The organism is Singulisphaera sp. GP187 (assembly GCF_900129635.1).
In the GTDB taxonomy this organism is placed as follows: Bacteria; Planctomycetota; Planctomycetia; order Isosphaerales; family Isosphaeraceae; genus Singulisphaera.
The window spans coordinates 4,938,307-4,964,567 of the sequence record NZ_FSRB01000001.1 but is presented as its reverse complement, the minus strand read 5'-3'; the positions used below and the strand labels follow the sequence as shown (position 1 = coordinate 4,964,567).

General features: G+C 62.8%; 22 protein-coding genes and 1 tRNA gene. 17 read left to right on the top strand and 6 right to left on the bottom strand.

The window, feature by feature from the left end:
- Positions 1 to 72: 72 nt before the first annotated feature.
- Positions 73 to 831 (top strand): DNA-methyltransferase, encoded by a 759-nt coding sequence (locus BUS42_RS19190; protein WP_074311238.1) that lies wholly within the window; start codon positions 73 to 75, stop codon positions 829 to 831.
- Positions 832 to 946: 115 nt separating this feature from the next.
- Here the strand turns inward: BUS42_RS19190 and BUS42_RS19185 are convergent, their stop codons facing one another.
- Together BUS42_RS19185 and BUS42_RS19180 are read right to left on the bottom strand one after the other, a co-directional pair.
- Positions 947 to 1,603, bottom strand: a complete 657-nt coding sequence (locus tag BUS42_RS19185) for a hypothetical protein (RefSeq protein WP_074308819.1) — start codon at positions 1,601 to 1,603, stop codon at positions 947 to 949.
- Positions 1,604 to 1,856: 253 nt separating this feature from the next.
- Positions 1,857 to 2,516, bottom strand: a complete 660-nt coding sequence (locus BUS42_RS19180; RefSeq protein ID WP_074308817.1) for a hypothetical protein — start codon at positions 2,514 to 2,516, stop codon at positions 1,857 to 1,859.
- 300 nt (positions 2,517 to 2,816) lie between these two features.
- On the opposite strand from BUS42_RS19180, the gene BUS42_RS19175 reads away from it, so the two are divergent.
- The 3 genes from BUS42_RS19175 to BUS42_RS45205 all read left to right on the top strand — a co-directional run bounded on the left by BUS42_RS19175 (position 2,817) and on the right by BUS42_RS45205 (position 4,897).
- Positions 2,817 to 3,863 (top strand): Gfo/Idh/MocA family protein, encoded by a 1,047-nt coding sequence (locus BUS42_RS19175; RefSeq protein WP_074308815.1) that lies wholly within the window; start codon positions 2,817 to 2,819, stop codon positions 3,861 to 3,863.
- 213 nt (positions 3,864 to 4,076) lie between these two features.
- Positions 4,077 to 4,484 (top strand): LbetaH domain-containing protein, encoded by a 408-nt coding sequence (locus tag BUS42_RS45210; protein WP_254053612.1) that lies wholly within the window; start codon positions 4,077 to 4,079, stop codon positions 4,482 to 4,484.
- Complete coding sequence (locus tag BUS42_RS45205) at positions 4,463 to 4,897, top strand: hypothetical protein (RefSeq protein ID WP_315850730.1); 435 nt, start codon at positions 4,463 to 4,465, stop codon at positions 4,895 to 4,897. Before BUS42_RS45210 ends, BUS42_RS45205 begins: the two co-directional genes overlap by 22 nt.
- 128 nt (positions 4,898 to 5,025) lie before the next feature.
- Here the strand turns inward: BUS42_RS45205 and BUS42_RS19165 are convergent, their stop codons facing one another.
- Positions 5,026 to 5,361, bottom strand: coding sequence for a hypothetical protein (locus tag BUS42_RS19165; protein ID WP_074311236.1), 336 nt, complete (start codon positions 5,359 to 5,361; stop codon positions 5,026 to 5,028).
- A 409-nt stretch (positions 5,362 to 5,770) separates the two neighbouring features.
- Between BUS42_RS19165 and BUS42_RS19160 the strand changes: the two genes are divergently transcribed.
- The 10 genes from BUS42_RS19160 to BUS42_RS19115 all read left to right on the top strand — a co-directional run bounded on the left by BUS42_RS19160 (position 5,771) and on the right by BUS42_RS19115 (position 17,409).
- Positions 5,771 to 6,268, top strand: coding sequence for an anti-sigma factor family protein (locus BUS42_RS19160; protein ID WP_074308813.1), 498 nt, complete (start codon positions 5,771 to 5,773; stop codon positions 6,266 to 6,268).
- 156 nt (positions 6,269 to 6,424) lie between these two features.
- Positions 6,425 to 7,309 carry a hypothetical protein gene (locus BUS42_RS19155; RefSeq protein ID WP_410001689.1) on the top strand — a complete coding sequence of 295 codons (885 nt, stop codon included), beginning with the start codon at positions 6,425 to 6,427 and terminating at the stop codon, positions 7,307 to 7,309.
- A gap of 59 nt (positions 7,310 to 7,368) precedes the next feature.
- Positions 7,369 to 8,463 carry a bifunctional diaminohydroxyphosphoribosylaminopyrimidine deaminase/5-amino-6-(5-phosphoribosylamino)uracil reductase RibD gene (gene ribD, locus BUS42_RS19150; protein ID WP_074311234.1) on the top strand — a complete coding sequence of 365 codons (1,095 nt, stop codon included), beginning with the start codon at positions 7,369 to 7,371 and terminating at the stop codon, positions 8,461 to 8,463.
- 86 nt (positions 8,464 to 8,549) lie between these two features.
- Positions 8,550 to 9,224 carry a redox-sensing transcriptional repressor Rex gene (locus BUS42_RS19145; RefSeq protein ID WP_254053610.1) on the top strand — a complete coding sequence of 225 codons (675 nt, stop codon included), beginning with the start codon at positions 8,550 to 8,552 and terminating at the stop codon, positions 9,222 to 9,224.
- Between the two features lie 58 nt (positions 9,225 to 9,282).
- Positions 9,283 to 9,353: transfer RNA gene (locus tag BUS42_RS19140), tRNA-Gln, on the top strand.
- A 231-nt stretch (positions 9,354 to 9,584) separates the two neighbouring features.
- Positions 9,585 to 9,995, top strand: coding sequence for a hypothetical protein (locus BUS42_RS19135; protein WP_074308807.1), 411 nt, complete (start codon positions 9,585 to 9,587; stop codon positions 9,993 to 9,995).
- Positions 9,996 to 10,336: 341 nt separating this feature from the next.
- Positions 10,337 to 13,585 (top strand): efflux RND transporter permease subunit, encoded by a 3,249-nt coding sequence (locus BUS42_RS19130; protein WP_074308806.1) that lies wholly within the window; start codon positions 10,337 to 10,339, stop codon positions 13,583 to 13,585.
- Positions 13,582 to 14,940 (top strand): efflux RND transporter periplasmic adaptor subunit, encoded by a 1,359-nt coding sequence (locus tag BUS42_RS19125; RefSeq protein ID WP_074308804.1) that lies wholly within the window; start codon positions 13,582 to 13,584, stop codon positions 14,938 to 14,940. The genes BUS42_RS19130 and BUS42_RS19125 overlap by 4 nt, the downstream gene beginning before the upstream one ends.
- A gap of 175 nt (positions 14,941 to 15,115) precedes the next feature.
- The gene (locus tag BUS42_RS19120; RefSeq protein WP_074308803.1) at positions 15,116 to 16,729 is read left to right on the top strand and encodes a TolC family protein; all 1,614 of its coding nucleotides are present in this window, start codon (positions 15,116 to 15,118) and stop codon (positions 16,727 to 16,729) included.
- Positions 16,730 to 16,767: 38 nt separating this feature from the next.
- A complete protein-coding gene (locus BUS42_RS19115; protein WP_074308801.1) occupies positions 16,768 to 17,409 on the top strand; it encodes a hypothetical protein in 642 nt (213 codons plus the stop codon).
- Positions 17,410 to 17,619: 210 nt separating this feature from the next.
- On the opposite strand, the gene BUS42_RS19110 is transcribed toward BUS42_RS19115, so the two are convergent.
- Positions 17,620 to 17,946: a hypothetical protein gene (locus BUS42_RS19110; protein WP_143206378.1), complete on the bottom strand. Its 327-nt coding sequence runs from the start codon at positions 17,944 to 17,946 to the stop codon at positions 17,620 to 17,622.
- Between the two features lie 498 nt (positions 17,947 to 18,444).
- Here BUS42_RS19110 and BUS42_RS19105 point away from each other — a divergent pair, with 498 nt between their 5' ends.
- From BUS42_RS19105 to BUS42_RS19095, 3 genes are all read left to right on the top strand, one after another.
- Complete coding sequence (locus tag BUS42_RS19105; protein ID WP_074308798.1) at positions 18,445 to 18,780, top strand: hypothetical protein; 336 nt, start codon at positions 18,445 to 18,447, stop codon at positions 18,778 to 18,780.
- 468 nt (positions 18,781 to 19,248) lie between these two features.
- Entirely contained in the window at positions 19,249 to 20,274 is a 1,026-nt protein-coding gene (locus BUS42_RS19100; RefSeq protein WP_143206377.1) for a hypothetical protein, read from the top strand.
- A 584-nt stretch (positions 20,275 to 20,858) separates the two neighbouring features.
- Positions 20,859 to 22,085, top strand: coding sequence for an ISAzo13 family transposase (locus BUS42_RS19095; RefSeq protein ID WP_074311232.1), 1,227 nt, complete (start codon positions 20,859 to 20,861; stop codon positions 22,083 to 22,085).
- A gap of 104 nt (positions 22,086 to 22,189) precedes the next feature.
- Here the strand turns inward: BUS42_RS19095 and BUS42_RS19090 are convergent, their stop codons facing one another.
- Both BUS42_RS19090 and tnpC read right to left on the bottom strand, forming a co-directional pair.
- Positions 22,190 to 24,118, bottom strand: a complete 1,929-nt coding sequence (locus BUS42_RS19090) for an ABC-2 transporter permease (protein WP_074308794.1) — start codon at positions 24,116 to 24,118, stop codon at positions 22,190 to 22,192.
- 438 nt (positions 24,119 to 24,556) lie between these two features.
- Positions 24,557 to 26,215 (bottom strand): IS66 family transposase, encoded by a 1,659-nt coding sequence (tnpC, locus tag BUS42_RS19085; RefSeq protein WP_074308792.1) that lies wholly within the window; start codon positions 26,213 to 26,215, stop codon positions 24,557 to 24,559.
- Positions 26,216 to 26,261 lie beyond the last annotated feature (46 nt).

Here is a 26,261-nt window from a genome sequence, read left to right as displayed (position 1 = left end):
CAATCGCCATGCTAGGAAAGTAGGGAGCGGAGGCTGCCGCTCCCTGTATAACCTCTAAACATGGTAGAGATTATGACCAAGATATTAAAACAAACTATAGGAAACGCAACTCTTTACTGCGGGGACTGTTTGGAATCCCTTCAAGAGATCGAAGGCTTCGACGCAGTGATAAGCGACCCGCCGTTTTCCAGCGGGGCGAGGACAGACGCCGGTAAATCTTCGCGCGGCGGGATGCTGAGGGGCGCGAAATGGGAAGGCGACTGGTTCAGCCACGATAACATGGCTACCCATGGCTTCCTCTACCTGATGCGCCTCATGGGCGTTTCGTTGCTGGATAAAGCGGCGAGGGGAGCTACAGCCCATTTCTTCATCGACTGGCGGATGTATCCGAACCTGTACGGAGCCTTGGAATCCTCCGGTTGGATCGTGAAGAACCTTGTGGTCTGGGACAAAGAGCATTTTGGCATGGGAACGAATTATCGCAACCAGCATGAGCTCATCATCTACGCCGAGAAGGGCCTGGCAGCTTTCCCTACGCACAACCTCGGCAACGTCATCCGCTGCGCCCGCGAGAAATCATTGAATCATCCGACCGAGAAGCCGGTGGCTTTGCTCAAGACGCTGGTAGCGGCAAGCACGCGGGAAGGACAGACCGTAATCGATCCGTTCATGGGCAGCGGTACCACCGGCGTTGCCTGTGCGTTGTTGGGTCGTAAGTTCATTGGCATGGAGATCGACCGCAGGCACTTCGACACGGCTTGCCAGCGGATTGAGGCAGCTTACGGGCAGCCGGATATGTTCGTGCAGCATGCCCTCTTGCCCGCCGCATGACGGATAGTTTCTGGTCTGACCGTTTCCACGGGTGCGCACTGGCGGCGGGATTCCTTGCCGCCAGTGAAGGCAGACTATCAGATAGCAAGTATGTCAGGCGGCTGGCTTACGAATTCTACGAGGAAGGCGCGTTCAAGCCAAACTCTTCGGCTAGCGATTCATAAGCCTTGCGGTGGGCCTCAACGTACAACTCGATCTGCTCGGCATCGTAGCCGGTTTCTTTGGCCTGCTTGGCGGCGAGACTCGGCATGCTGGCTGAGAGGGTATCGTACATCTCCCTTTGGGTCTTGCCTAGCCGAGGAGCAGCCACTATGGCAAACCTCCCGTTGAAGCGGACGCCGTGAAAAACCGCCTTCAGGAATTCCTCACGCGCCTCGGGAGTACCGTTCATTCCTTTCTGACGCCACTCGACCATGCGTTGCAAGTGCCCCGTCTTCAGATTGTCAAGGCCACGAACTACTAAATACATGGCACCAATCACGACGGGCCACTGCTTTGGCTCTGTCGTTAAAGCTGAAATGGAGTACCATGTGGAGACTAGGCCGAACATGAGTTCCATCAGTGCATATCGGAATCGGTAAACTTCTCGGATATAGAACAAGACGCAGGCAGCGAAAAGCGCCGCGACAGTGAGCAGCAATCGTCCCCACCAGGCCGACAAGATTCCCAAAACCGGAACAATCAGATATGATATATATTGAAAAACAGTGATTAGGCCAATGAGGCTTAAGGTTGCGAACAAGGCGTCACGAAACCGGAAGGCCTTAAACACTGGTTTAGACTCCCCTGGAGTTGTCGCTGTCGCACCGCAGGACTCGGCGGCTTGCTGCACGAAATAATACCGGGACAGGCGTTCAGAGGAATTAAGGAGAAGTTAAAGTTCTCTATGGAAACCGTGATTAGCACCCGGAAAGGGCGCAATAGAAAACCCCAGTCCAAGGGCTGGGGCCAGCCTCCTTGGCGTTGAACTTGTCAATCGCGCAGATGGAGGCTATTGCAGATTGCAATAATCATCAAAGGGCATTTTACATTAATATGCTTTTAAGCACTGTAACAGCGTGTATGCCTTCCAGGACTTCCTTGGTTGAATGTTCGACGAAATAATCCCAGCAGGCTTTGTCGTAGAGAACTATATGCGGCCTCGATGGCGTATTTAGCATGAAGGTCAGGTCATCGGGCAGACGCCATTCGCGTTCATGAGTCCAATCGATAATGTTTTTGTCATTACTGAGGTCAAAGTTAACGATGCGCCAATGATCTGTACTAGGCAACACTCTCTTCAGCATGCTTGTTTTATCATAGATGACGGGTCGCCCTCCCTTGCGATAGATATAGGCCTTCGAGAAGCAAAGGCCAACGCCGCAATACCGAATCCGCTCATCCGGGTTTTGCTTCCTTCGTAGAGACTCATGCTCCACATTCTGAATCAGACCGGAATGGGGCAACTCTTGAAAACACACCGCTGGCCTCTTTCCAATAATAAAGCCTTTGTCCGTTGTGCTTCCTTTAATGCGTGCTTCCTTTAGTATTTTTATCAGATTCGCGGTGGCAGAGACTGCAATTTTGGAATCATCCATGCCCTTGGTCTCGACATCAGGGGCAGGCTTCGTCAGATGAGTCAGCATTCCCGTGATGTCCGCCCTGCTCGCGACCCGCGCTTTCCACTGCTCGTAGTCGTAAGACATCCTGACCCCCGGCGAGGAAGCGATGCGAGCAAGTAACGTCGTTACTCTATCACCTTCCCACCTCTAGGCCGACTCTGCCCTTGCCGGAAATCGCCCTCTGCGGCACAATCGCGCCCTCCTCCGCCGCTGGGTCAGGTGATGGTTCCTCGACGTGATCCACTTCGGAGGCATCAGCCGCCGCCGATACCGGGCGCAAGGAATAGCGCAAAGAATCCGCCCGGCAGGCATCCAAATCAGGCCCAATTTGGCGTTTGCAAATTCGACTCTTGCCGCAAGCTCCAATTCCACAAGGACTTAAAAATGGCAGGAATAGGCATAGTTGGAATTGGTTTCATGGGCATGATCCACTACTTGGCCGCGCGCAAGCTGGCGGATGGCCAGGTGGTTGCGGTCTGTAGCCGGGACCCCAAGAAGCGCGCGGGGGATTGGACGGGGATTCAGGGGAACTTCGGGCCGAAGGGGGCGCATATGGACCTCTCGGGGGTCGCCGGCTATGCCGACATCGGGGAGCTCCTGGCGGACCCGAAGGTGGACCTGGTCGACCTTTGCGTTCCCAACGACGAACACGCTGCGCTGGCGATCCGGGCACTCGAGGCGGGCAAGCATGTCCTGATCGAGAAGCCGATCGCGCTGACCACGGCCGATGCCGACGCGATCGTGGCGGCGGCCGCGGCGAATGGCAAGCTGCTGATGGTCGCGCACGTCTTGCCCTTCTTCCCTGAATTCGCATTCGCGGCGGAGGCGGTCCGCTCGGGACGCTACGGGGCGTTGCGCGCGGCGAACTTGAAGCGGGTGATCGCGAAACCGGACTGGTCGAAGGGGATTGCCGACGCCGACCGGAGCGGCGGGCCGGCGATCGACCTTCATATCCACGATACCCACTACATCGGCCTGGTCTGCGGCGTGCCGCGCGCGGTCCATTCGCGCGGGGTCGTCGAGGGGGGCGCGGTCGTTCATCTCTCGACCCAATACCTCTACGATGACCTTCATCTGGCCGTCTCGGCGGTCTCGGGAGCGCTCAGCCAGGCGGGCCGGCCGTTCGCGCACGGGTTCGAGTTTTACCTGGAGAAGGCGACGATCGCGTTTGATTTCGCCGTGCTCGCCGGTGAGGGGCACGTTGCCACGCCGCTGTCGGTGATCCTGCCCGACGGGACCGTCGAACGGCCCGAACTCGGCTCGGGAGACCCGATCGACGCCTTCACGGCCGAGCTGGGCGTCGCCGTTGCGGCGGTGAACTCCGGGACCCCCGCGCCTCAGCTCTCGGGCGAGCTCGCGCGGCAGGCGCTCCGGATCTGCCACGCCGAGGTGGAAAGCGTCAAGACGGGCCTGCCCGTTGCGATCGGCTGAGGCCAACCGTCGCCGTGTGACTTTGGAGAAGAGAGCCATGAGATTCCGGTTTTCCAGGTCACCCGGCGACTGGCTCAGATTCAGCAAATCATAAGCATTCTCTGCTTGATTTCGCGCCCATTTTTCTCAAGAACAAGGCACGTATTTCCGATGTCGTTAACGGGGGAGACAGGACGTCCGCCCCGAAGTCGCCGCGCCAGAAGGAGCTGGGTAATGATGTTGACCATGTCGGAACTCATCCACCCAACGGTGATTCTCGACCCCCAGGCGGATATTGCTCCCGATGTCCAGATCGGGCCTTATTCGATCATCGAGGGCCCGGTCCGGATCGGCCCCGGGTGCGTCATCGAGGGGCATGCCGCGCTCAGCGGCCCCCTCACGATGGGTCGCGACAATTTCGTGGGCCATGGCGCAGTGCTCGGTAAGAGTCCCCAGCATAAAGGGTATCAGGGAGAGCAGACCTGGTTACGGATTGGCGACGGCAACGTCTTTCGCGAACAGGTTACGATCCATCGTGGAACCGAGCAGGGGGGGGCGAGACCCGGATCGGCGACCGCAACCTGTTCATGGTCGGCAGCCACCTCGGGCACGACTGCCGGGTGGGTGACGGCTGCACCTTGATCAATGGGGCCTTGGTCGCCGGGCATGTCGTCCTCCACGATCACTGCATTCTCTCGGGGCACTCCGCCGTCCAGCAGCGGGTCCGGATCGGCCGCCTGGCGATGATCGGCGGTCTGGGCTCGACCACCAAGGATATTCCTCCGTTCCTCCTCCATCAGGGCTATAACTGCACCTCGCACCTGAATCTGGTCGGACTCCGCCGCGCAGGCTTCCCGGCCGTGACGATCAACGCCCTCCGTGAGGCGTTTCGGATCCTCTTCAAGGAAGGGCGGACCCTCAATAGCGCCCTCGATCGCATAGAGGCCGACCTCGGGACCGTCGCTGAAGTCAATGAGTTCGTCGGCTTCATTCGCGAGTCGACCCTCGGGATCAACCCCGCCCGCGGCAGCGAACGCAAGCATCGAACCTATTGATTCTCATTGAGGATTCCGCGGACTCGACTTTCCCGGGCGTCGCAGCGCGGATTGCACTTCCGAAACGAGTGGTCGCAGAGGCCGAAGCGAACCCTGGTCCGAAACAAGGGCGGTCCGCTCACTGAGAATCAGACCGGCGGCTTATCTGGGGCCGGCGCATCGTTGCTGGTCGGCGATGGGGGCGTTTCCGTTTGAATGGGCGGGCGCCGCCGCGACGGCTCGGGGGGGCTCGGGGAATTCGAGCGGCTCAGCAGTTCGCGGACCCGTCGTAATTCGTCGGCGTCCAGCTCGCCTGCGAAGTGCGCTTCTTCCAGCTCGTTCAGCCGCTCGCGATCCGAGACCGGATCGTCGTCTTCGTGCATATCCTGCCAGAGCCGGTAGGCCAGGGTGAGCCCGATGAGCAGGGCCGCCAGCAAGAGGGCCAGTGGCAGATACCACGGTGGTTTGGTGGTGAAGAAGTCCACGGCGGGACGCGCTCCATTGTCAGGTCGCAGCCATTGGTGACCGATCGGGCCGGACGTTCGGGATCGACCAACCCCATCATCCCGGATCTCCCACTCCGCCTTCAAGCTCAAGCCCAACGACAACAAACGCCTGCGGTCGGATTCTCCCGCGCACGATTCGGCTGCTTGTTGGGGGGGGCGAGGTCCGTGTATAGTATTTTCTTCGAGCGATCCCTGGCCCCAAGCATCGGCAAGGCCAGAGGAGCAGGGTCGCGGTGGTTTCGCGAGGCTCCTCAAATTCCGTTTGCGAGACTTCGCGATGGTTTTGGGGTTCGTTCTTGAGTGAGGAGTGGCTCACGACCGGCGAACGACGACCGGCCTCCGGGCGGGATCGCTCACGCGTGAACTGGTAACGAGGTGTCTCGTGGCGATGGGTCCCGACCAGCAACGACTGACATCCGCCGAACGGTCCAACCTGGTCGCCTACCTCGACGGTGAGCTCAACGAGGCCGAGGCCCAGGCGATCGCCACCAAGTTGACCAAGAGCGCCACGGCCCGGCGTGAGATCGAGTCGCTGGAGAAGACCTGGTCGATGCTCGACCATCTTCCCCGGGCCCAGGCCTCCGACGATTTCACCGCGCGGACTTTGACCGAGGTCCAGCGGCTCTCGACCGAGGGGGGCCGGTTCGAGTCGGCCGTCCGCCAGACGACGCAACGCGTGCTGCGGGCCGCCGTCTGGATGGTTGTGGGGCTCCTGGCCGTGGGGACCGGTTACGCGATCACCCAGTGGGTCTGGCCCAACCCGACCGCGCGGCTCGCTCGCGACCTCTCGATCGCCGAGCACCTTGATGAGTATCGCGAAGTCGGGAGCATTGAGCTCCTCGAAATCCTGGCGCACTCCTCCGAATTCGGCACCGACGCCGACTAGGCCTCACGAGACCGACCGCGTATGTCACCGTCGCCCGGCCGCCGACTCGCCCCGCACCACTCCCTGCCTCTTCTGGCCCTGTCCCTTTTGATCGGACTGGCCCTGCCTACCCTCGCCCGGGCCGGCGAGGATGAGAACTGGAAACGCTTGGGGGCCATGCCCCGCGAGCAACGCGCCATCCTGGCCGAGAAGGTCCGCGAGTTCGATCGCCTCAGCCGCGCCGAGAAAACGGCGATCCGGACCCTCGACGAGAAACTCGCGACCCTGTCCCCAAGCGAGCAGGCCAATTACCGCGCGGTGCTCCGCCGCTACCACCTCTGGCTCCAGACCCTGACGGAGGATGAGCGGACGCGACTCTCCGAGGCCGCGACGCCCAAGGAGAAGCTGGCCCTGATCGCCAAGATTCGCGACGGTCAAGGGAAGGATGTGGACCAAGGTCCGACCTACTTACTCTTTCAACTCGCCGATCTCCGCGGCCGGTCTCCGTTCGAGGTCGCTCATATGCTTCGGTTCTGGTTCACGCTCACTCCCGCCGAGCGTGCCGAGATCGAGAAGCTGGGCGTGCGTGACCGCGTCAGACGGCTTCTCGAGCTGTCTCGACAGGCGAAGATCGGTCCGTTCCCCCAGCTCTCCCCGAAGGACGAAGAGGAGACGGCCAAGCAACTCGAAAAGCGACTTCAGGCCAAGGGCTGGCTCCGCAATCAACTCAACAAAGATTCCGAGAAGCAGGCGATCGATCGGCGCAGACTCGTGAACAATTACTACTTTGTTGTCAACCCGCCCAAGCCTGTCAGCCCCGCCAACCTGTTGCGGTTCGAGACCGCGATGCCCTCCTGGATCCGGATGACGTTCGACCACCTCGCCCCCGAGGAAGCCCGACGTCGGCTCACGATTCTCTATCGCCTGATCTACCCGGCCGAGAAGGAAATCCCCGCGGCCGGCCCTGGCCCAGTTGCACCGGCCGGGGAGGCAACTCAGCCTGCGAAACCTGGAAAACCCCCCGTAACCACTCCGACTCCGTCGCCGGTTCCCACGACCTGAGCCCCGACGGAGGCCCCTGATGCGAGACCTTCGGCGTGGCCAGTGATGACCTTTTCTGGATGCAGCGAGCCTTGGCGGAAGCCGAGCGCGGTCGCGGTGCCGTCGAGCCGAACCCGATGGTCGGGTCGGTGGTGGTGCGCGACGGCCGATTGGTTGGGTTTGGTCATCACACTCAGTTCGGAGCCCCCCACGCCGAGGTCGAGGCCCTGCGCCGCGCGGGGGACGCCGCGCGAGGGGCGACGCTCTACGTCACGCTCGAACCGTGCTGCCACATCGGCAAGACCCCCCCGTGCACCGAGGCGATCCTGGCCGCGGGAGTCACCCGGGTGGTGGCCGCGATGCCTGACCCATTCCCGAAGGTCGCCGGGGGGGGCTTGGCTCGGCTCCGCGAGGCGGGCGTGGTCGTCGAACAGGGCCTCGAGGCGGCCGCGGCCGAGCACCTCAATGCGCCTTACCTCAAGCGGCTGAGCACGGGCCGGCCGTATGTCACCGCCAAGTGGGCGATGACCCTCGACGGCAAGACCGCCACGGCCTCGGGGGACAGCCGATGGATCTCCGGCCCCCGGTCGCGTGCGTTGGTCCACGAGGTCCGAGGACGAATGGATGCGATCGTGGTCGGGATCGGGACCGCCCTGGCCGACGACCCGGAACTGACCGCCCGCCCCCCCGGTCCACGCGTTCCCGCCCGGGTCGTGCTCGACGGCGCCGGTCGGTTGCCGACGACCAGCCGGCTCACCCGGACCGCGCGGGAGGTCCCGGTGCTGGTCGCTCTGACCGAGCGCGCCACGCCTGAGCGTCGCGAGGCGCTGGCGGCCCTGGGCTGCGAGGTCATCCTCTTTCCCGGCGAGGGCCCCGTGCCGATCCTTCCCCTCCTCGACGAGTTGGGGCGACGGGGCATGACCAACCTGCTGGTGGAAGGAGGAGGGCGCATCCTGGGGGCCTTCCTCGACGCCGGCCAGGTCGATGCGGTGGACGTTTTCATCGCGCCTCTGATCGAAGGGGGACAATCCCGGTTCACGCCCGCGCAAGGAGAGGGGCGATCGCGAATGGCCGACGCGCTCCGGCTCGCGCGGCCGCAGGTCAGTCTGGTCGACGGCGACCTTCGCCTTCAAGGCATCCTCCCCCCCTCTTGGCACCGCGCCGAGTGCCCTTGACCCCAGTCGCGGACCGGGGGTAGATTCAAACTTAACCGGTGACGGCATGGATTCTGCCTGATCCCTCCCACGGAGCTCCAGACCTCGTGAGGGACCCACGACGCGACCCTTCGGGAGATAAATTGGCCCCCAAAGCCGTGGTCGGCCGGGTCAGCCTCTATCTCCGCCAGCTCGAAACCTTTCAGCGGCAAGGGCAAACGACCATTTCCAGCAGCCAGCTCGGCGCCGCGCTGGCGATCCACAATGCGCAGGTCCGCAAAGACCTGGCCTTCTTCGGTCAGTTCGGCTATCCGGGCATCGGCTACCGGATCGAGGAGTTGATCCCCGCCCTCCAGCGCATCCTCGGAATCGACCGCGACCTGCCCCTGGCCCTGGTCGGCCTCGGCAACCTCGGCCGCGCCTTGTTGCGCTATCGCGGCTTCCGAAGTCGCGGGTTCCACATCGTCGCGCTGTTCGATAACGACCCCCAAAAGGTCGGCCGCACCCACGACGGCCTGGTCGTCGAGCCGATCGAGGCGATGGCGAAGATCGTCGCCGCCCGAAGCGTGACCCTCGCCGTTCTGAGCGTTCCGGGCGAGGTCGCCCAGCGCGTGGCCGACCAGTTGGTGAGCTGCGGCATCCTGGGAATCATGAACTTCGCGCCGATCCCGCTCAACGTTCCCCCTTCGGTCAGCGTCGTGGCCATCGACCTCTCGATCCAACTCGAGCACCTCGCCTACAAGGTTCAAAATACGCAAGGTGGCATTTCTTATGTCGGCTAGGCTTTTCGACTCGGCCTTTGCTCGTTAGAATGGTCCTCGTCGCTCAAGTTCGACAGATTACCCGGTGGTGAAACGGTATCACGACAGGTTTTGGTCCTGTCTTTCCAGGTTCGAATCCTGGCCGGGTAGCTTGGTTTGCCCTGATACACTTGTTGAGGCCGTTGGAGAACTCTCTCTCCAACGGCCTCTTTGCGTGGGGCACGGACCCGTTCGGCCGCGGATTCCCGACGTCCGGCAGCGCGAGCCGTCTGAGGTCTGGGTAAACTCGATTTTACTTTAAGCTTCCCCTTCTCACCGAACGATCTATAATAGACAGACGCTAATCCGCGATAGTGTCGAGCCCTGTTGTATCGGTACGGAATGCCCATCGCTCAGTTGACTTATGTCATAGCCCTGGTCATCTCCTCCTTCTTCGGACGGGCCGAAGGGCCCACCGACGGGGCGGCTCGCGTATTCGTACCACAGACGGCCCGCGTGCGACCGGCTCGGGTTCACATCGGACCGCGAACGGATCTGTTTCTCGGGATCAAGCTGGCCTCCCAGCTTGACGATGAGATCGAGATTCCGGGCGCGCCAGAGGATCAGATCCCCGACGACCACGGCCAAGCGTTTAGTCCGGACGACAATCGCTGCCTCGATTTCATCGCCTTTTCCCCTCTGTCGAGCGTCGGTTGGCTGATCCAAACGCCGACCCACTGGCATTTCCACGAACTCTCCTCAGATCGGCTCGGAAGGCAACGCTTCCTGAGCCTCTGCCGGATCCGGTGTTGAACGACCTCCTCTCTCGCGGCCTCGCAGGGCGGATCGTTCCGATCGTACGTTAAGACGCCACGACCGACGCATTGATCGTCGGATGGCGCTCGTGTATCTCGACGTGTTGATCGAACCGCTCGGGCCGGCTCCTGGACCGGGGTGGACGAGCGACCGCTGACGCGTTTCTCGCAGCGCTTCGCCCTCGGGCGGCAGGCCGCCCTCCTCACCCACGGCTGACGAACGGTCGCCCTGTCCCCGGCAATGAAGCGGGACGGGAACCGTTGCGCGAAATCCCTTCGTCAAGGCGTTCACTTCTCCAAAGCGCTAACCGATCGGTGTCCGATCGAGGAAGTTCGTCGATGGTCCGTGTGATCATTTCGTGGAGCTTGCACAACCGACTTATTGTGCTGCTCGGCACCGTTCTGTTGATCGCGGCCGGGGTGTATTCGGCCGGGAATCTCAACGTCGAAGCCTATCCTGACCCGACCCCGCCGCTGGTCGAGGTCATCACGCAGAATACGGGCTGGAGCCCGGAGGAGATGGAGCGGCTGATTGGCATTCCGCTGGAGACAGCGCTGAACGGAATGCCGGGGCTGGAATTTCTCCGGAGCACATCCGTCGCCGGCCTGAACGACATCAAATGCCAGTTCGCCTATGGAACGGACTACTGGGCGGCGCGTCAGGAGGTCATCAACCGGATCGGGTCCGTGCAGCTTCCCGGGGGGGTGACGCCGGAACTTTCCCCTTGGAGCCCGACGGGCGAGATCGTTCGCTACGTTCTGGAGGGGCCCGGCTATACGCTCAACCAGCTCAAGGCCGTACAAGATTGGGTCCTCACCCGGGCCCTGAAACAGGTCCCCGGGGTCATCGACGTGACCGGGTTCGGAGGGACTGTCAAGCAGTATCAGGTCCTGCTCGACACCCGGCTTTTGAAGCAGTACGGCGTGACGATGCAACAGGTTGAGGAGGCGATCAAGAATTCCAACGCCAACGTCGGCGGCGACACCCTCGCGCTGGGAACCCAGGCCCACAACGTGCGGATCACCGGGCTGTTAGGGAGCGGCGTCGATCCGCTCGACCCGGCCAAGGTGGACCGGGCCGCGGCGATCGAGAGTGAAAAGCTCGACGACATCCGGAAAGTGGTCGTCGCCACCGCGGACGACGGCACGCCCGTCTACGTCCGGCAGATCGCCCAGGTCATCATCGGCAACCAACCGCGACTCGGACTCGTCGGCCGTGGCGACGAAAACGACGTTGTGGAAGGGATTGTCTTGATGCGCAAGTACGAGAAGTCCCTCCCGACGGCCGAGGCGGTCGAGGCCAAGCTGAAGGAGATCGAACGTGAGAAGCTCCTTCCCAAGGGGATGACGGTTCGGATCTTCAACCAGCGGACCGAGTTGGTCCACGTCACGACCCACAACGTGATTCACAACCTGGTCGTCGGGGTCATTCTAGTCGTCGGCATCCTCTTCGTCTTTCTGGGCAACCTGACCAGCGCCGCGATCGTGGCCTTGATGATCCCGTTGGCGTTGCTCTTCGCAGTGACCGTTCTGTACGCCCAGGGGAAGTCGGCGAACCTCCTGTCCATCGGCGCGGTGGATTTCGGAATCATCGTCGATAGCTCAGTCATCATCGTTGAGAATATCTACCGCCACCTGAGCGAACACGAGCCAGGGCCTCCGCGGCCGCTGATTGAACGAATTGCCGAGGCGTCAAACGAGATCGAGCGGGCCTTGTTCTTCTCGACGACGATCATCGTCTGCGCCTTCATCCCGTTGTTCTCGATGACGGGGCCGGAAGGGGCGCTGTTCGGCCCGATGGCGAACACCTATGCGTTCTCGATTTGCGGCGCCCTGCTGCTGGCCGTCACGCTCGTGCCGGTCCTCTGTTCGCTCTTGTTCCACTCGGAGATGAAGGAACACGAGACCATCGTCGACCGTGTCATGAAGCGGCGCTATCTGAAGACCCTCGACCGGGTTTTGCGCTATCGCTACCTCACGCTGGCGGCGATGGGGGCGGTCGTCTTCTTCGCGGTCTGCCTGATCCCGAGGCTCGGCGGCGAGTTCATGCCCCAGCTCGAGGAGGGAAACCTCTGGATTCGCGCTCTGATGCCCCGGACGACCTCGCTGGAGGAGTCGGCCCGCATCGCGCCTCGGATTCGTGAGGTCGTGGCCAGCGTCCCCGAAGCCCGAGGGGTGATGTCGCAGGTCGGCCGGCCCGACGACGGCACCGACATCACCAGCTTCTACAACATGGAGTTCAACGTCCCGCTCCGGCCGATGGAGCAATGGCGACAGCGGACCCGGACCGTGCTGGGCTACCCGGTGCGCTTCATCTGGAAGGGCCGCGACCTCCTGGCCCGATCCATCACCCGCGACGAGATCCAGGACGAGCTGATGGAGCGGTTCAAGGAGGACTTCCCGGCCCTGAATTTCAACTTCTCGCAGCTGATCCGCGACAACGTCGAAGAGGCGCTCTCGGGCGTCAAGGGGGCGAACTCGGTCAAACTCTTCGGGTCCGATCTGGAGGTGCTGGAGGACGTTGGCCAGCAGGTCGTGAACGTCTTGCGGACGGTGCCTGGGATCGAGAACGTGGGGCTCTTCCACGTCCTCGGCCAGCCCAACCTGGAGATCCAGGTCGACCGCGAGGCGTGTGCTCGTTACGGGATCAATGTGGACGACGTCGAGGCCGCCGGCCAGGTTGCCATCGGCGGGCGGTCGTTCTCCGAGATGGTCGAAGGCGAGAAACTCTACGATATCGTCTTGCGCCTGCCGCGCGACCTCCGGGACGATCCCGGAAATATCGCGAGCATCCCAGTCGACATTCCCGGAACCAATGGCAGGCCGGGGACGCGCATCCCGATGTCACATGTCAGCAAGATCCTCCCCCACAAGCCGGGCGCTTCGTACATCTACCGGGAGAACAACCGCCGGTTCGTCCCCATCAAATTCGGAGTGCGGGGCCGCGATCTCGCCTCGGCCATCGCCGAGGCCCAGGTGAAGATTGCCGACCCCACCTCCGGGGTGAAGCTACCGGAGGGCTACCGGATCGAGTGGTCGGGGGAGTTCGCCCAGATGGAACAGGCGAACCGGCGTTTGATGCTGATCGTCCCGCTGTCGATCGTTCTGATCCTGGGCCTGCTCTACATGACGTTCAACTCGGTAAAGGACGCGCTCCTCGTCATGTGTAACGTGCTGGAAGCTGCGATCGGGGGCATTCTGGCGCTCTGGATCACCGGGACGCCGTTCAGCATTTCGGCGGCGGTCGGCTTCATCTCGATCTTCGGCGTCGCGGTTCAAGACGGCGTCCTGCTGATCTCCTATTTCAACCAGATGCGGGCCGCGGGCCTGTCGGTTCGCGATTCCATCATGCGGGGGGCCGAATTGCGCGTCCGCCCCGTGGTCATGACTTCGCTGACGGCCGCGCTCGGCCTGCTGCCGGCCGCCCTGGCCACCTCGATCGGGTCGCAGGCGCAGAAGCCACTGGCGATCGTGGTGGTCGGAGGAATGCTCTGCACCCTGTTCCTGACGCGCTACCTCATGCCGGTACTCTACAGCTTTTTCCCCGCCCCGAGCGGTCGGCCATCGGAGATGGAAGGGAACTCATGACACCGCCCGTTATCCCCACTCACACGCCCGCCGAACCAGGGCCCGCAACCCGGGGCCAAGGCCGGAGTCGGTCCAAGACGCGGAGGGCGGCGATCGCCGCCGTGCTCCTGGCGGGGGCCGGAACGCTCGCCTATCTCGGCTGGAGCCGGCCGGCGCAAGTTCGCAACGCATGGGCGTCACTCACCGGCCCCCTGTCGGCCACGCTCAAGGCGGCGGACACGGGACCGACTCCGCCCGCCGTCCGCCCTCCTTGGGACGGCTTCGTCACGCTGAAAGAGCGCGGTCGCGCGTCGATGGGCGTTGCGACCATGACCGTCGCGCCCCAGACCGACCCGATCCGCCTCGAACTGCTCGGCACCTCCGAGTACGACTCCGAGACGCTGAGCCAGATCCGGTTCATGTTCAAGGGCCGCGTGGACAAGGTCTATCGGTCGGTCGGGCAGACCGTGAAGAAGGGTGACCCGCTGATCGACCTCTACAGCACCGAGCTGGCCGAAGCCAAGAGTGCGTACGAGATCAAGCGAATCCAATGGACCTACGACAAGACTCTGCTCGACGCGCGCACACTGCTCGTCAAAGGGCAGTCGATCTCTCAGCAACTCTTCGCCGAGTCGCAGAACAACGAGTTGAAGAGCCGGCGGGAGTATGAGGTCGCCCGCGACAACCTCCTCGTCTACGGCCTCTCCGAGGCGGAAGTCGAGGCGGTGAAGGATCAGGTCGGCTCACAGAAGGCGCGGATGACCGTCCGCTCGCCGGCTGCCGGCATCATCATTACCCGCGACGTCGTCGTGGGCAACCTCTATGACGAGGACGACACCCTCCTGGTGATCGCGCCCCTTGACCACCTCTGGGTCTGGGGCAACGTTTTCGAGAACGACATCGACCTGGTGCACTTGGGGCAATCCTGGGAAGTCCACTTCCCGTTCCTGAACCACAAGCTTCAGGGGAAGGTCGAATACATCGCCAACCGGGTCGACCCGGGCACGCACGCCGTCCGGATCCGCACCTCGGTCCCGAACCCGGAAGGGCGGCTCAAGGCCGACATGCTCGTGAGGGGCTTGCTGGACGTTCCCCCCGTTCCGGGGTGGACCGTGATCCCGAGAACCGCCCTGGTCGTCGCCGACCGCCAGTATTACGTCTTCGTGAAAGTGCCCGGGCGAACCGATAAGTATGAGAGACGTACGGTTGGAGTCGCGCAGGAGAAGGAAGACCATGTCGTCGTCGAGACGGGATTGCGCGCAGGCGAGGAGATCGTGAGTGTCGGGAGCCTGCTCGTCGCCCAGTTGTACGACGACCTGAAGACGGTTCAAACCGGAGCCCCGATCGGCGGTGGACCGATTGTCGACGAGCGGTGATCGAAGCCTCCAGGGTGAGCCCCACTCTGCGGTTTCAGGGGGCCGGCCAGGCCAATGTCAAGGATGGACAAGGAAAACGTGTCGACCTGACGAGTTCGCTTGCTTTGCCGCCGGCCTTCGGAAGGCGAAACCAAGTAAGTCACGGGTCGGCACGGTCTTCATAAAAGGAGTTGCAATGAAAGACCAACTGGGGCGATGGCGAAGCTGCGTCGCCAAGCTCTCGATCCTCGGGGGGCTGGCATTGGCGCTGGCGACCGGCGGACCGGACGCCCGAGCCCAAGGCCCGGCCGAGGTCGAAGAACCGATCGGTCTCCCCGAAGGGCGGGTGAAGCTCGGCCCGGCGATCGGGGATGCCGGGATCTTGGAGGCCGGTTCCGCGCCAGGGACCCAGGACAACCGACCGATGAGCGGACGCCTCGGGGCCGGGGGCAGCCGAGCCCCGATCGGCGCCGTGAACCCGTCACGGCCGGCCGCCGGTGAACCGCCACCGCGGTTCCGCCCCGAGGTTCTTGAACCGGCCTCGGTCCCCCACTATGGCGAACTCGAGCTTCCGGGCAGCACCACCGAGCGACCGGTGGAACCGGGGTTGACCCTGGACGTCGCGATCGAGACCTTACTCCGAAATAATCTGAACCTGATCGCCTTGAAGTTCGAGATCCCCATGGCGCAGGCCGATGCGCTGACGGCGAGCCTCCGAACCAACCCCATTATCTACGCCGACGCGCAGTTGATTCCCTATGGCAGATACTCCAACGTCAAGCCGGGCGGCCCCCCGCAATACGACATCAACATCACTTACCCTATCGATGTGACTCGCAAGCGGAAGGCGCGGACGATCGTCGCCGAGAAGGCCACGCGCGTCACCCAGGCTCAGTTCCAGGATGCGGTCCGGCTCCAAATCGACAACCTGTATACCGCCTACGTCGACGTCGCCGCGGCGGAAGAGACGCTCCGCTACAGCCAGGCCTATCTCGACGGGATCACCCGACTGCTCAAGCTCAACCAGGAGTTGCTGAAGAGCGGCCAGGTCGTCAAGGCGACGATCGACGCCCTCCAATCCCAGGCGGAACAGGCGCAATTGCAGGTCCACGAGGCGACCCACGCTGTCAGTAAAACCAGCCGGACGATGGGCCGGTTGCTGAACCTCTCTCGGGCCGACGCGGATTCGCTCCACGTGGGGGGAGCCTTGCGGAACCTCACGGAACTCGCCCACTCGGGCGACTCCCTGATCCAGATCGCCATGACCAATCGGCCCGACCTGATCGGCTACCGCCTCGGCGTCGAACGGGCGAACTCCGAGATCCGGCTGGCGCACGCCAACCGGCTCTCGGACGTCTACTTGCTCGCTCAGCCGTACACGTTTCAGGACAACCGACCGTTCGGCTTCAAGAGCCCGCACTCGTGGGCCGTCGGAGTCACCGTCCCGCTCCCGGTCTATAACCGGAACCAAGGGAACATCCAGCGGGCCAAGATCAATGCCACCCAAACCCAGGTGGAGCTTGCCGCCCTCGAACGAGAAGTCGCCGACGAGGTTGACGAGTCGTTCCGGGAGTTCCAACTGAGCCGCAACGCTCTGCTCGAACTGGAGCGTCAGGTCATCCCCGCCGCGCGGCGGGTGCGCGACTCGGCCTACCGCCGGCTCCAGGGGGGCGAGACCAGCGCCATCGAATACCTCGACGCGCAGAAGGACTACAACGAGGTCGTCCGCCAGTACCGCGACACGCTCGTCCGGCACCGCCGCGCCATGCTCGATGTCAATACGGCTGTTGGCGTTCGCGTCCTTCCCTGACGGGTCACTCTCTCTCAAAAAAAGGAGCTCAATCCCCGATGGGTCACCAATCGCCCAGCTCGCGACGTCGGCGGTCCCAGCCCCCCAGTGTCCAGAAGCTCGAAGCCCGGGACTTGCCAACTGCCCCGACGTTCTATGGCCTCCTCCCGAGGCCGACCGTCCACGTATCGCAAACCGCGGCTCACGACCTGACGCCCCGCGGGCAAGCCAAGTTCGCGTTCGTCGGCCTGTTCAAGGGGACGTTCACCACGGGACCCGCCCTCTTCCAGGACCAGGCCGCCCAGACCTTCATCCGGGGGGCAGGGACCGCCTCCGCGGCTCTGCACGCCAATATCCAGGCCGCTCTGTACACACCGCGCGAGCCGAACGCCCCAACGACCGGCCTCCTGGGCCTCTTCGACAAGACCGTTTCGAACTCGTCGAGCCAGGTCTTCTTAACCCTCACAAGCGACCCCACGTCGCTCGACCGCACCGGCCGCCCCACCCGATTCACCTGGTCGGCCGAGAACGGTTCGGGCGGATTCGGTGGGGCAACCGGCGAGGGAACAATGGAGATCCGCTACTCCCCACGGCGCAACATGCTCAAGGGGGCGACTCGCGCCGGTACGGTCTCTATCATCCTCAAGGGACAAATCGTCACCGACAACGGGGTGAGCAACCTTCTCACCATCAGTCCCTGAGTCTCTCGGCGGAAATCACCGACGACAACGTCCCGGCGCGAAGTCAGCCTGGATCATACCTGAGCCGGGCACCGATCGAGCACGTTCTCCTCTTCAGGACGAACGTCTCGATCGTGTCGCGCGCGGGCAACCGTCAGCACGATCGGCATCGTTACGAACCAGGAATCGCCTGATTGTCCCGGAAGTTACCGATCTCTGGGGCATTTTCGCTCAACGAGAATCAGGGGCGATCTCCGGTCGCGGGACTTGGCCGCGCTCGGCCTTGCGCGAACGGAGCCTGTAGTACTCCGCGGTGGTGAGCTTCCCGGTCCGGCGATAGTACGACTCGATGGCCTGCAACCGCTCGCTCTCGCTCGAACGGGCCTCCGTCGCATCGATTTTGGCCAGTTTGCCCCGATAATACTCGGCCGTGGCGAGCTTTCCGGTCCGTCGATAGTAGCTCTCGACCGCACGCAAGGACTCCCGATCCGGCCCCTCGGCCCGCACCGACGCCCCGCCCAAGAGCAGCACCGTCAGAGCCAGTGTCATTCGCTTCATCCTGATCCTCTTTCGTCGCGGAATGCCTGGGTCGAGCGGTCGTTCCACTTTGGCCCGCCCCGACCACTCCCTGTTCCCGTCCCCCCCCCAGGAATAGGACGGTGACATGGGGAGGTCTTCCCTTGATCGAATCGATAGCGGCGCTCAATCGCGAAGGGCAACTGGTTGCGTTCGAAACAGAGCGGACTGTCAATCGTCCGAAATACCTGACACAGTCGCAAGGACACCGGGTTGTTGGTTCTTTTTGCTGAGGCCGGCCAGTTGGAGGTCTTGGAGCCTCCGCTGGCGGAGTGCCGCCGTCATCTGCGGGGCCTTTCGCAAAGGAGTGAAGAAACACCTCTGCAAAGAACCTTGTGTCGCGGCATGGCCACTGGCCAGGGACTCACGGACCGGCGACAATCCCCATGACGAGCAACGGTCGTATCGCTCCAATCCAGTGGGATACGTTCCTGTGACGTGCGTGACATGCCTGGATTTAAGTAAGGCGTCGGAGGGCCTATGCATCCACGCAAGGGCAAACCGCAAGTCCGGGCCGTTGCGGCCGCTGTCGGGGGCATCGTTGGGGCCGGCCTCATGGGCGGCACCGGCTACACCCACGGCACCAGCGTGACTACCGGCGCCTTCGCCGGCGCGGTGTTACTCGGCGCTCTCTGCTACGGCGTTGCCGCGGGTGCGATGAGCGCGGTGACGCTTTGTGCTGTGCTCTCCGGGCTCTTCTTCTGTATGATCGGCCCGGGGTGCGACGATTATGGAGGCAACACGGCGCTCCCCGCGGCACTGTTCGGAGGCTTCATCGGCTGGCTAGTCTTCGGGCGTCGGCGGCCGGACGCCTAACGAAGAACCGACCCCATTTTCATCGGTTCGGGGGCCGCCAGAATGGCGGCATGTCGGCTGACACCATTCCCCGGCCCGCCACCGAACCCAGAGGGGAACCACCGCCTATCGCACGAAGAATCGGCTTGATTCCGGTACACGTCCCTGAGCAGGAATTCTCCAATTGGCCAAGCAGATCACCGTCACCGGTGCAGAACTGATCGGGATCCCGCCACAAGCTTGGCTACTGGCCCGCTTTGCTACTCCGATAACTCGGCGTAGACTGTTTGAACGGCCGTAACTCGCAGACCTGAACGCCTTTAACAGTCCTGAATCCCCGGAATGCGCAGTCGCGTTGGCTATCACTGTTGATCGCTTTCTTCGTTCAGCCGACGAAAAAATCACGACTTTCGCCTTCAATTTGCCGACAAAACCTACCGGGACGGAAAATTTGGCATAATCGGCACGGAACGCATGGGGGAAAAGGGTATGCGTCACAGACTTATTGCCGTGATGGCCCTCAGCCTCGGTGCCGGATGTACAAGTCGCCAGTTATCGCGTAATACGATTAGCCAAGCAAGCACACTATCCGACCTTCAGTTCCAGCAAGTCGTCAATAATCTTGCGATGTTTGCTGGCAATCCATCGGCCATCCCGTATCACGTGAGCCTCAAGGACGGATCGGCCCAAGTCGCCGATTCAGGTTCGGGGGCTTTCGCGTTCGCGTTTGGCCGTGCACAAGGGTATCTCGCTACATACGCGCCGAGCCTTAATGCCCAGCGGACGATCGTCGATTCCTGGGCGATGGCGCCCATTACAGACGACAACGAACTTCAATTACTTAGTCTTGCTTACCGAAGGGCGTTCGGCTCATCTGACACTCTCGATACGGATGATTTTGCCAATGATCTGGCTCACGAATTGAAAAAACAGGTTGCGGTCACAGACGACTTTAGATTATTCAATGACGTGTTGATGGAACAGCAGAGAAAAAATCTTAAGAAATTCGATGTAGATGTGAACCCATTGCTTCTTTACGACAGACTCGATGAGACTACGATCGCGAGTAATGATGAGCGAATCATCGTACCTGGCGAGCACGTAGAGTTGAAATATCAATTCAGCCCAGCGTCCGCTGTCGTCTTCTCAAAGACGGGTTCGGACAAAATGTACACGGACACGGCCAGGTCGACAGCAGTCACGCGCGAGGCACGTCGTCTGGTGAGGAAGACCGAACAGGATATTGAGGATATTCCTGTACTCTGGTTTGGGGTTGGATGTCGGAAAAAGGACGTTCCACCGGATGCCTGCTATGTCGGCCATTATAAGGACAAATGCGGTGAACGTTACGTGTGGGTGTGCCCGCAGAATCGTGATCAGCTCAAGAAGTTCACACTGACGATCCTCGGTCTTTCGACCCTCCTTCAGGAATCGCAGTTGGTGACCTCAACGGGAGGCCCTCGATCGGCGCCGGCATCCGCCTACATTCCTCTGGCGCCGACCCGTGCTAGATAGCGTCCATCGGACGTGCGAACGATCAGGCAAACCTACGGATTTCGGGCAGGTTCCTGAGTTCGTGCCGCTTGGTCGTATCAGCGCGGATCGGGGGCCGCAAAGCACAGTATTTGCCCCTCATGGTCGCACGTGGGAGAGACGCTTAACGGTTGGCTCGCGCCCCTGAATCCTCTAGGATGTCGAAGAATCAAAACCACGTCAAAGCTCTTTGTGTTGCACGCAACCGTGAACAGAGGCATAAAGATGCCCGCGGCCGCACAGTCCTGACATGATCCGGAGCAATTCTTCCCGACCGGGGTAGGTAATGGCACTACGTCACCGGTATCGCCCCGTCTCACGGCTTCTACAATCCAATTGGAGCTGTTAATAAGCCTTATCGAGAATGGAGCGGCCTGAACGGTGCCGGAATCCTCGGCAAGTTCTTTGATCGTTGCGTTGTCGATCGCAATTTTGACAAGACGCCGAAAAGGCTTCTTCCTGGACGCCATGGGGGAATTCTCCGTTGGCTTGTCTAAGGAGTTGCACGACAATAAACTACCGAAAGTAGTCTTGTAGAAAATGTGATGCACGGCAATGGTGCGGGGATGCCGGACACCAACCTGATCGAATGGATTCGTCACAAGTATCTCGCCATCGTCACCGACCTTGACGAACGCGGGCGACGGAGATGGGCCGCGGCCGAAGCGCGGTCGCTTGGTCGCGGAGGCGTGACGGCGGTGGCGGTGGCCACTGGCATCTCGGATCGGACTGTGCGCAATGGGATTCGAGAGTTGGACGATCCAGAGGCACTTTCCTTTGGCCGTCAGCGAAAGCCGGGAGGCGGACGCCGCTCGCGTGAGGACTCGCAGCCGGAACTGACACGAGCGTTGGAAGCTCTGGTCGAACCCGTGACGCGCGGCGACCCCATGTCGCCGCTGAGATGGACGTGCAAAAGCACGCGGGTTCTGGAACGGGAATTGACGGCTCAGGGTTTCCAAATCGGCAGCACGAAGGTCGGCGAACTGCTGAAGTCGCGGGGCTACAGTCTGCAGTCCAACCGCAAGACGCTGGAAGGGACGCAGCATCCCGATCGCAACGCCCAGTTTGAGCAGATCGCACGCCGCGTCAAGGCCCAGCAGCGCCGTGGCGAGCCGGCGATTTCCATCGACACGAAGAAGAAGGAAACGCTGGGAAACCTCAAGAATTCCGGAAAAACGTATCGGCGCAAAGGTCAGCCGGTCCAAGTGAAGACGCACGATTTTCCCGACAAGAGTTTGGGCAAGGCGGTGCCGTACGGCGTGTATGATTTGAAACACAACGAGGCTGGTGTTTCCATCGGAATCAGTCACGACACGGCTGAGTTCGCGACGGCGGCCATCCGTCGCTGGTGGCGGCGTTTGGGCAGCCGGCGGTATCGATCGCCGCGGCGACTGCTGATCACAGCCGACAGCGGTGGCAGCAACAGTCCGCGCACCCGCCTGTGGCTGACGGAACTTCAACGCCTGGCTGATGAGTTGCAGATGATTCTCGAGGTCTGTCATTTCCCCCCAGGCACCAGCAAATGGAACAAGATCGAGCACCGACTGTTCTGCCACATCACCCGCAATTGGCAGGGCATTCCGCTGGAGACACTGGAGATCGTGGTGAGTCTGATCGGCTCCACGACAACGCAAGAGGGGCTGGAAGTCCATGCGTGGCTGGATTCCGAAGCCTATGAAAAAGGTCGCAAAGTCAGCGACCAGGAACTTTCGGAAGTGCACATCAAGCGAAACAAATTTCATGGCGAATGGAACTATGAAGTCCACCCCCGACCTAAACCGTCAATTCGGTAGTTTATTGTCGTGCAGCTCCTAAGTCCGCTCCTCTTGGAATTTGCCGCGAACCGTTTGAATCTTCACCGAGCCGCCCGCGGCAGCCACGGCATTTTCGAGAACGCTCACGCCTGGGACAACTGCTCGCTTACCTCCGAGCCGAATTCGCTGCTCGAATCGGCGCCGTGAGGTCGGGCGGTGCGACGACGACCAGGGCAGGGACGGGCCGGGCGGCCGACGGCGGCGTCGAACCCTCGGGATGCGGACCAGGTCAGGAGGAAGGCGGCGACCGCGTGGGCGCCCACACCGATCAGGTAGGTGGCCAGCACCCGCGCCGCCCCCTCGCCCGTGGCGACGCCCATCGCGGCGAGGCTGGGGAACCCGCCCGTGCCCATCGCGGCCCGGACGTCGTCGTAGGAGAGGAGCCAGAGCGAGGCGAGGCAGGGGACCGACCCGGCGCCCGTCAGGATGCTCACTGGCCCCGGAGCCCGGATCGTGAAGACCAGCCCGCTCATGGCCAGCAGGACCAGGGGGACGAGGACCCGGTTATTGGCCTGGTTCCGGGTCCGCGACCACAACGCCACCGAGGTCCCCAGCGCCGCGTGCGACCAGCTCAGGACGCCCAGCCCGAGCACCGCGGCGAGGAAGCCCAGCGGATGCACGGCCCCGGCCACCAGCCCGATCGACCAGAGCCCGAGAATGGTCCCGGTGGTCCATCGTGCCTTCCACACGGCGCCGACCGTCTTGGCCCGAAGGATCTTCCCCCCGGAAAGCGGGGTCGCGAGCAGGCCGAGCCAGGTGTCCCGCTCGCGCTCGAGCGTCACTTTCTCCGCGGCGATCTGGGCCAGGAACAGGAGATCCATCACGGTCAACAGCGCCGTGACGAGCCGGAGGAAGACGTTGAACTCCGCCCGCGCCTGGCCCGGCGCGGGCCCCGCGCCGGTGGCCAGTCTCAGGAGGAGCGACGGCACCAGGTTGGCATCCCAGGCCGTCCCGGGGCCGAGCCCGTACCCATGGTCCATTGCCTCCAACCACGCGGGCCTCGCGAACCAGTAGGCCACGACGCCCAGGCCGCCCAGGAAAATGGGCGGTGTCAAGAAGTAGTCGATCCGCGCGGCCAAGCTCACGTTGCGGAGGACGAACATCTCCTTCCAGAGCATCCCGTTGTCGCCGCAGGGGGGCCGGAACCGCGGCCACTCCCACCACGACCGGCCCTGCCAGGTCGCCCGACCTCCCCCCTCCGCCGCGGCGCGCGAGGCCGGGCGGAGTCGTGCGACCGACCACGCGACCAGCAACGCGCCGCCGGCCATCTCGTAACCGATCATCCTGGCGACCGCATCGATCGTCCCGCCTCGTGGCGCCAGGCCGATCAGGTTCATCAGCACGCCCATCGGGCTGCTGTCGACCAACCGGATCGCGACCGGGTACACCCAGCGCGCGCCGGCGGGCCAGACTCGAGGCAGGTGCACCACGATCGCGATCGGGACAAACACCCACCCCCAGATCAGCGCGATCGCGCCGACGAGGGCCCGGCGGGTGTCGCGGGCGCCGACCGAGACCAGGATCGAGATCGCCCCTAGCACGAACGCCGTGGAGGCCAGGCCGGCGACGGCCAGCAGCACGAGGCGCGGGTCGATCCCGGCGAGCGGGACCATCACCATCACCACCGGCAAGACGGCCGCCGGCCCGCCCAGTGACCGGACCAGGCCCGCCCCCAGCCCCCCCAGAACGACCTCGGCGCTCGTGAACCCGCTGGCCAGCACCGCGTCCAGCGTCTTGCGCTGCCGCTCCCCGGCCAACGCCGGCGCCACCGCGCCGGGCACCAGCACCATCACCATCATCGCCTCCACGGCGACGACGAACGCGAAGACCTTGCCCGCGAGGTCGCGGGCCCCGGCAAGCGATCCGCCGCCCCACCCCAGCAGCCCCGAGCCCACGGCGGCCGTCGCGATCACAAGGAGCACCACGCAAGGGACCGAACACCGGTCCCCGAAGGTCCCCCACCGCTTCGCCGCGACATCCAGTTCGCGCCGGAATATCGGTCCCAGGAGCATTGCCCGTCCCCGCCAAGGTTTCTACGACAGTTGTCTTACGATCGTCTATTAGACGATCCGGGCGTCTCGAACGCAAGGCGGCGCCGGGGGCGGTAGATCGGTCTGCCCGAGGGTGGCTGCTGCTCTGCGTGCAGTCCTTCGCATGAGGCTGACGGATGGGACGACCGTGCGCTTACGCTATTGATGCGTTTGCTTTTCTCGACGAAGATGGCCAATGAGAGTTGACCGCTCCTGGATATCCGTGTGCGTCCGGCGGACCACGTCCCCCTTGGCAATTGGCCGAGGGGCCTTGGCCAATTTGGTGACCGTCGGTTGGAACCCCACGCGGTGTCATGATCCGGCGTCAGCAGACGCGACGCGCTCTCCAACCCGTGTCGAGCCTGGCCCGAACTCCGCGGTGGGAGCGTGCCGCGTTTCGAGTGCCGGCGGGAGCCGTTGTCAGCTCGGGGAACCGTCGGCGATGGGACCCTCTGGGGTCGCCGGAGGATCGGCGACTTGGGGAGGCGACCAACGGTCGGGGAGAAGGTCGGCCAGATTCTCTTTGGGAAGGGTCGGCAACCGGGACAGCACGTCACGCAAGTAGACGAACGGGTCATGACCGTGACGCTGGCAACTCGACACCACGCTGAATAACACAGCCATCGTCTTCCCGCCGGTCTCACTGCCGGTGAAAAGCCAATTCTTTCGTCCAGTCGCAATCGTTTTCATGTGTTGCTCGGCTACGTTGTTGTCGATCGAAAGGTAGCCCGAGCTGGTGTACCGTTTCAACGCCTCCCAGTGGTTCTCCATGTAACCGATTGCGCCTCCCATCGGACTCTTGGGGAGCACCTGCGGTCGCTCCTCCTTCAGCCACTTCTCGAGGCGCTCCCAAACTGACACCGCCCGCTCCTGGCGGACCCGCAGCCGAATCGCGGCCCGCGTCGGCTCGTCGGCGTCCTCGGGCAGCTTGGCGAGCTCCGCTTTGATCCCCTTCTCGATCGCGTAGAGCTGGCGGTAGTAGGCCAGGGCCGTACTCGCTCGCGCCAGGTCCGTCTTCTGCGCCTCGACGAACTTGCGGCGGGCGTGGGCGTTGCAACCCACCTCCACGACGTTGCCGCCCGCGTAGATGCCGTCGTAGCCGCTGAAGGCATCAGCCTGCAAATAACCGCGAAAACCCTTGAGAAACAGACTCGGACCGTCTCGCTTGCGGCTCCTCGTGAAATCAAAAACATTGTAAGGATAAAGATAATCGCCGAAGTAGATCCAGAGCCGGGCCAAGGCCTTAATCTTTCGCTCCGAGTCCCGCAGCTTCACCGAGGTGTCGTCGGTGTGAATCGTGCCGCACAACAGGATCAATGTCTTCATCAGGTCGTAGAGCGGCTCGAGAGTTTGGGCGGCGCCGGCCATCCAGTCGCAGAGGGTTGAGCGTGACAGCTCCACCCCTTGCCGGGCCAGGCGGCGTTCCTGGCGATGGAGCGGAATATGATCGGCATACTTTTCCGTGATCACATGAGCGAGCAATCCCGGTCCAGGCAAGCCCTTGGAGATCGGCTGGGCTGGCTTGCCGGCGGTGACGACTTGACCTTCGCAGTGCGGGCAGGCGTAAATGCAGCGCACGTGCTCGACCACGAACAGGGTCGCCGGCACGTAGTCGAGCTGCTCGCTGCGTTCGGCGCTGATCTGGGCCCGGGTCTCGCCGCATTGCGGACAGCGGCGTTCGGCTTCGGTCAACTCATAGACCCGAGGCTCGCGGCGGAGGTCCTTGGGCAAGGGCCTGCGGCCGTGGGGGCGTGCCTTCTTCGCGGGGGTCGCTCCCGGTTCGGACTCGGGTGGGACCGCGTCGCCGGTGGCCGCGGGTTCCGGTTCCGGGGCGAGCGGCTCGAAGGCGTCGGGGATGAGCAGCGGCTGATTGGGGTCGAAGCGTTCGGTGCGTGGGCCGTAGATCCGCCGCAAGAGGAGGTCAAGGCGATGCTGCAATTCCTCGTTCTGACGCCGTGTGTCGCGGAGGGCGGCGAGCAGTTCGATGATCATCTGCTGGAGGAAGGCGGGATCACTGGGTAACGTCGCCGTGGGATCGGCAGGGGTCTCAGGAGTGATGGGGCGGGCGTCTGCGCTCATGCCCTCTTAGACGCATGAGGTTCTTATATTATTCGATGATTCTTTG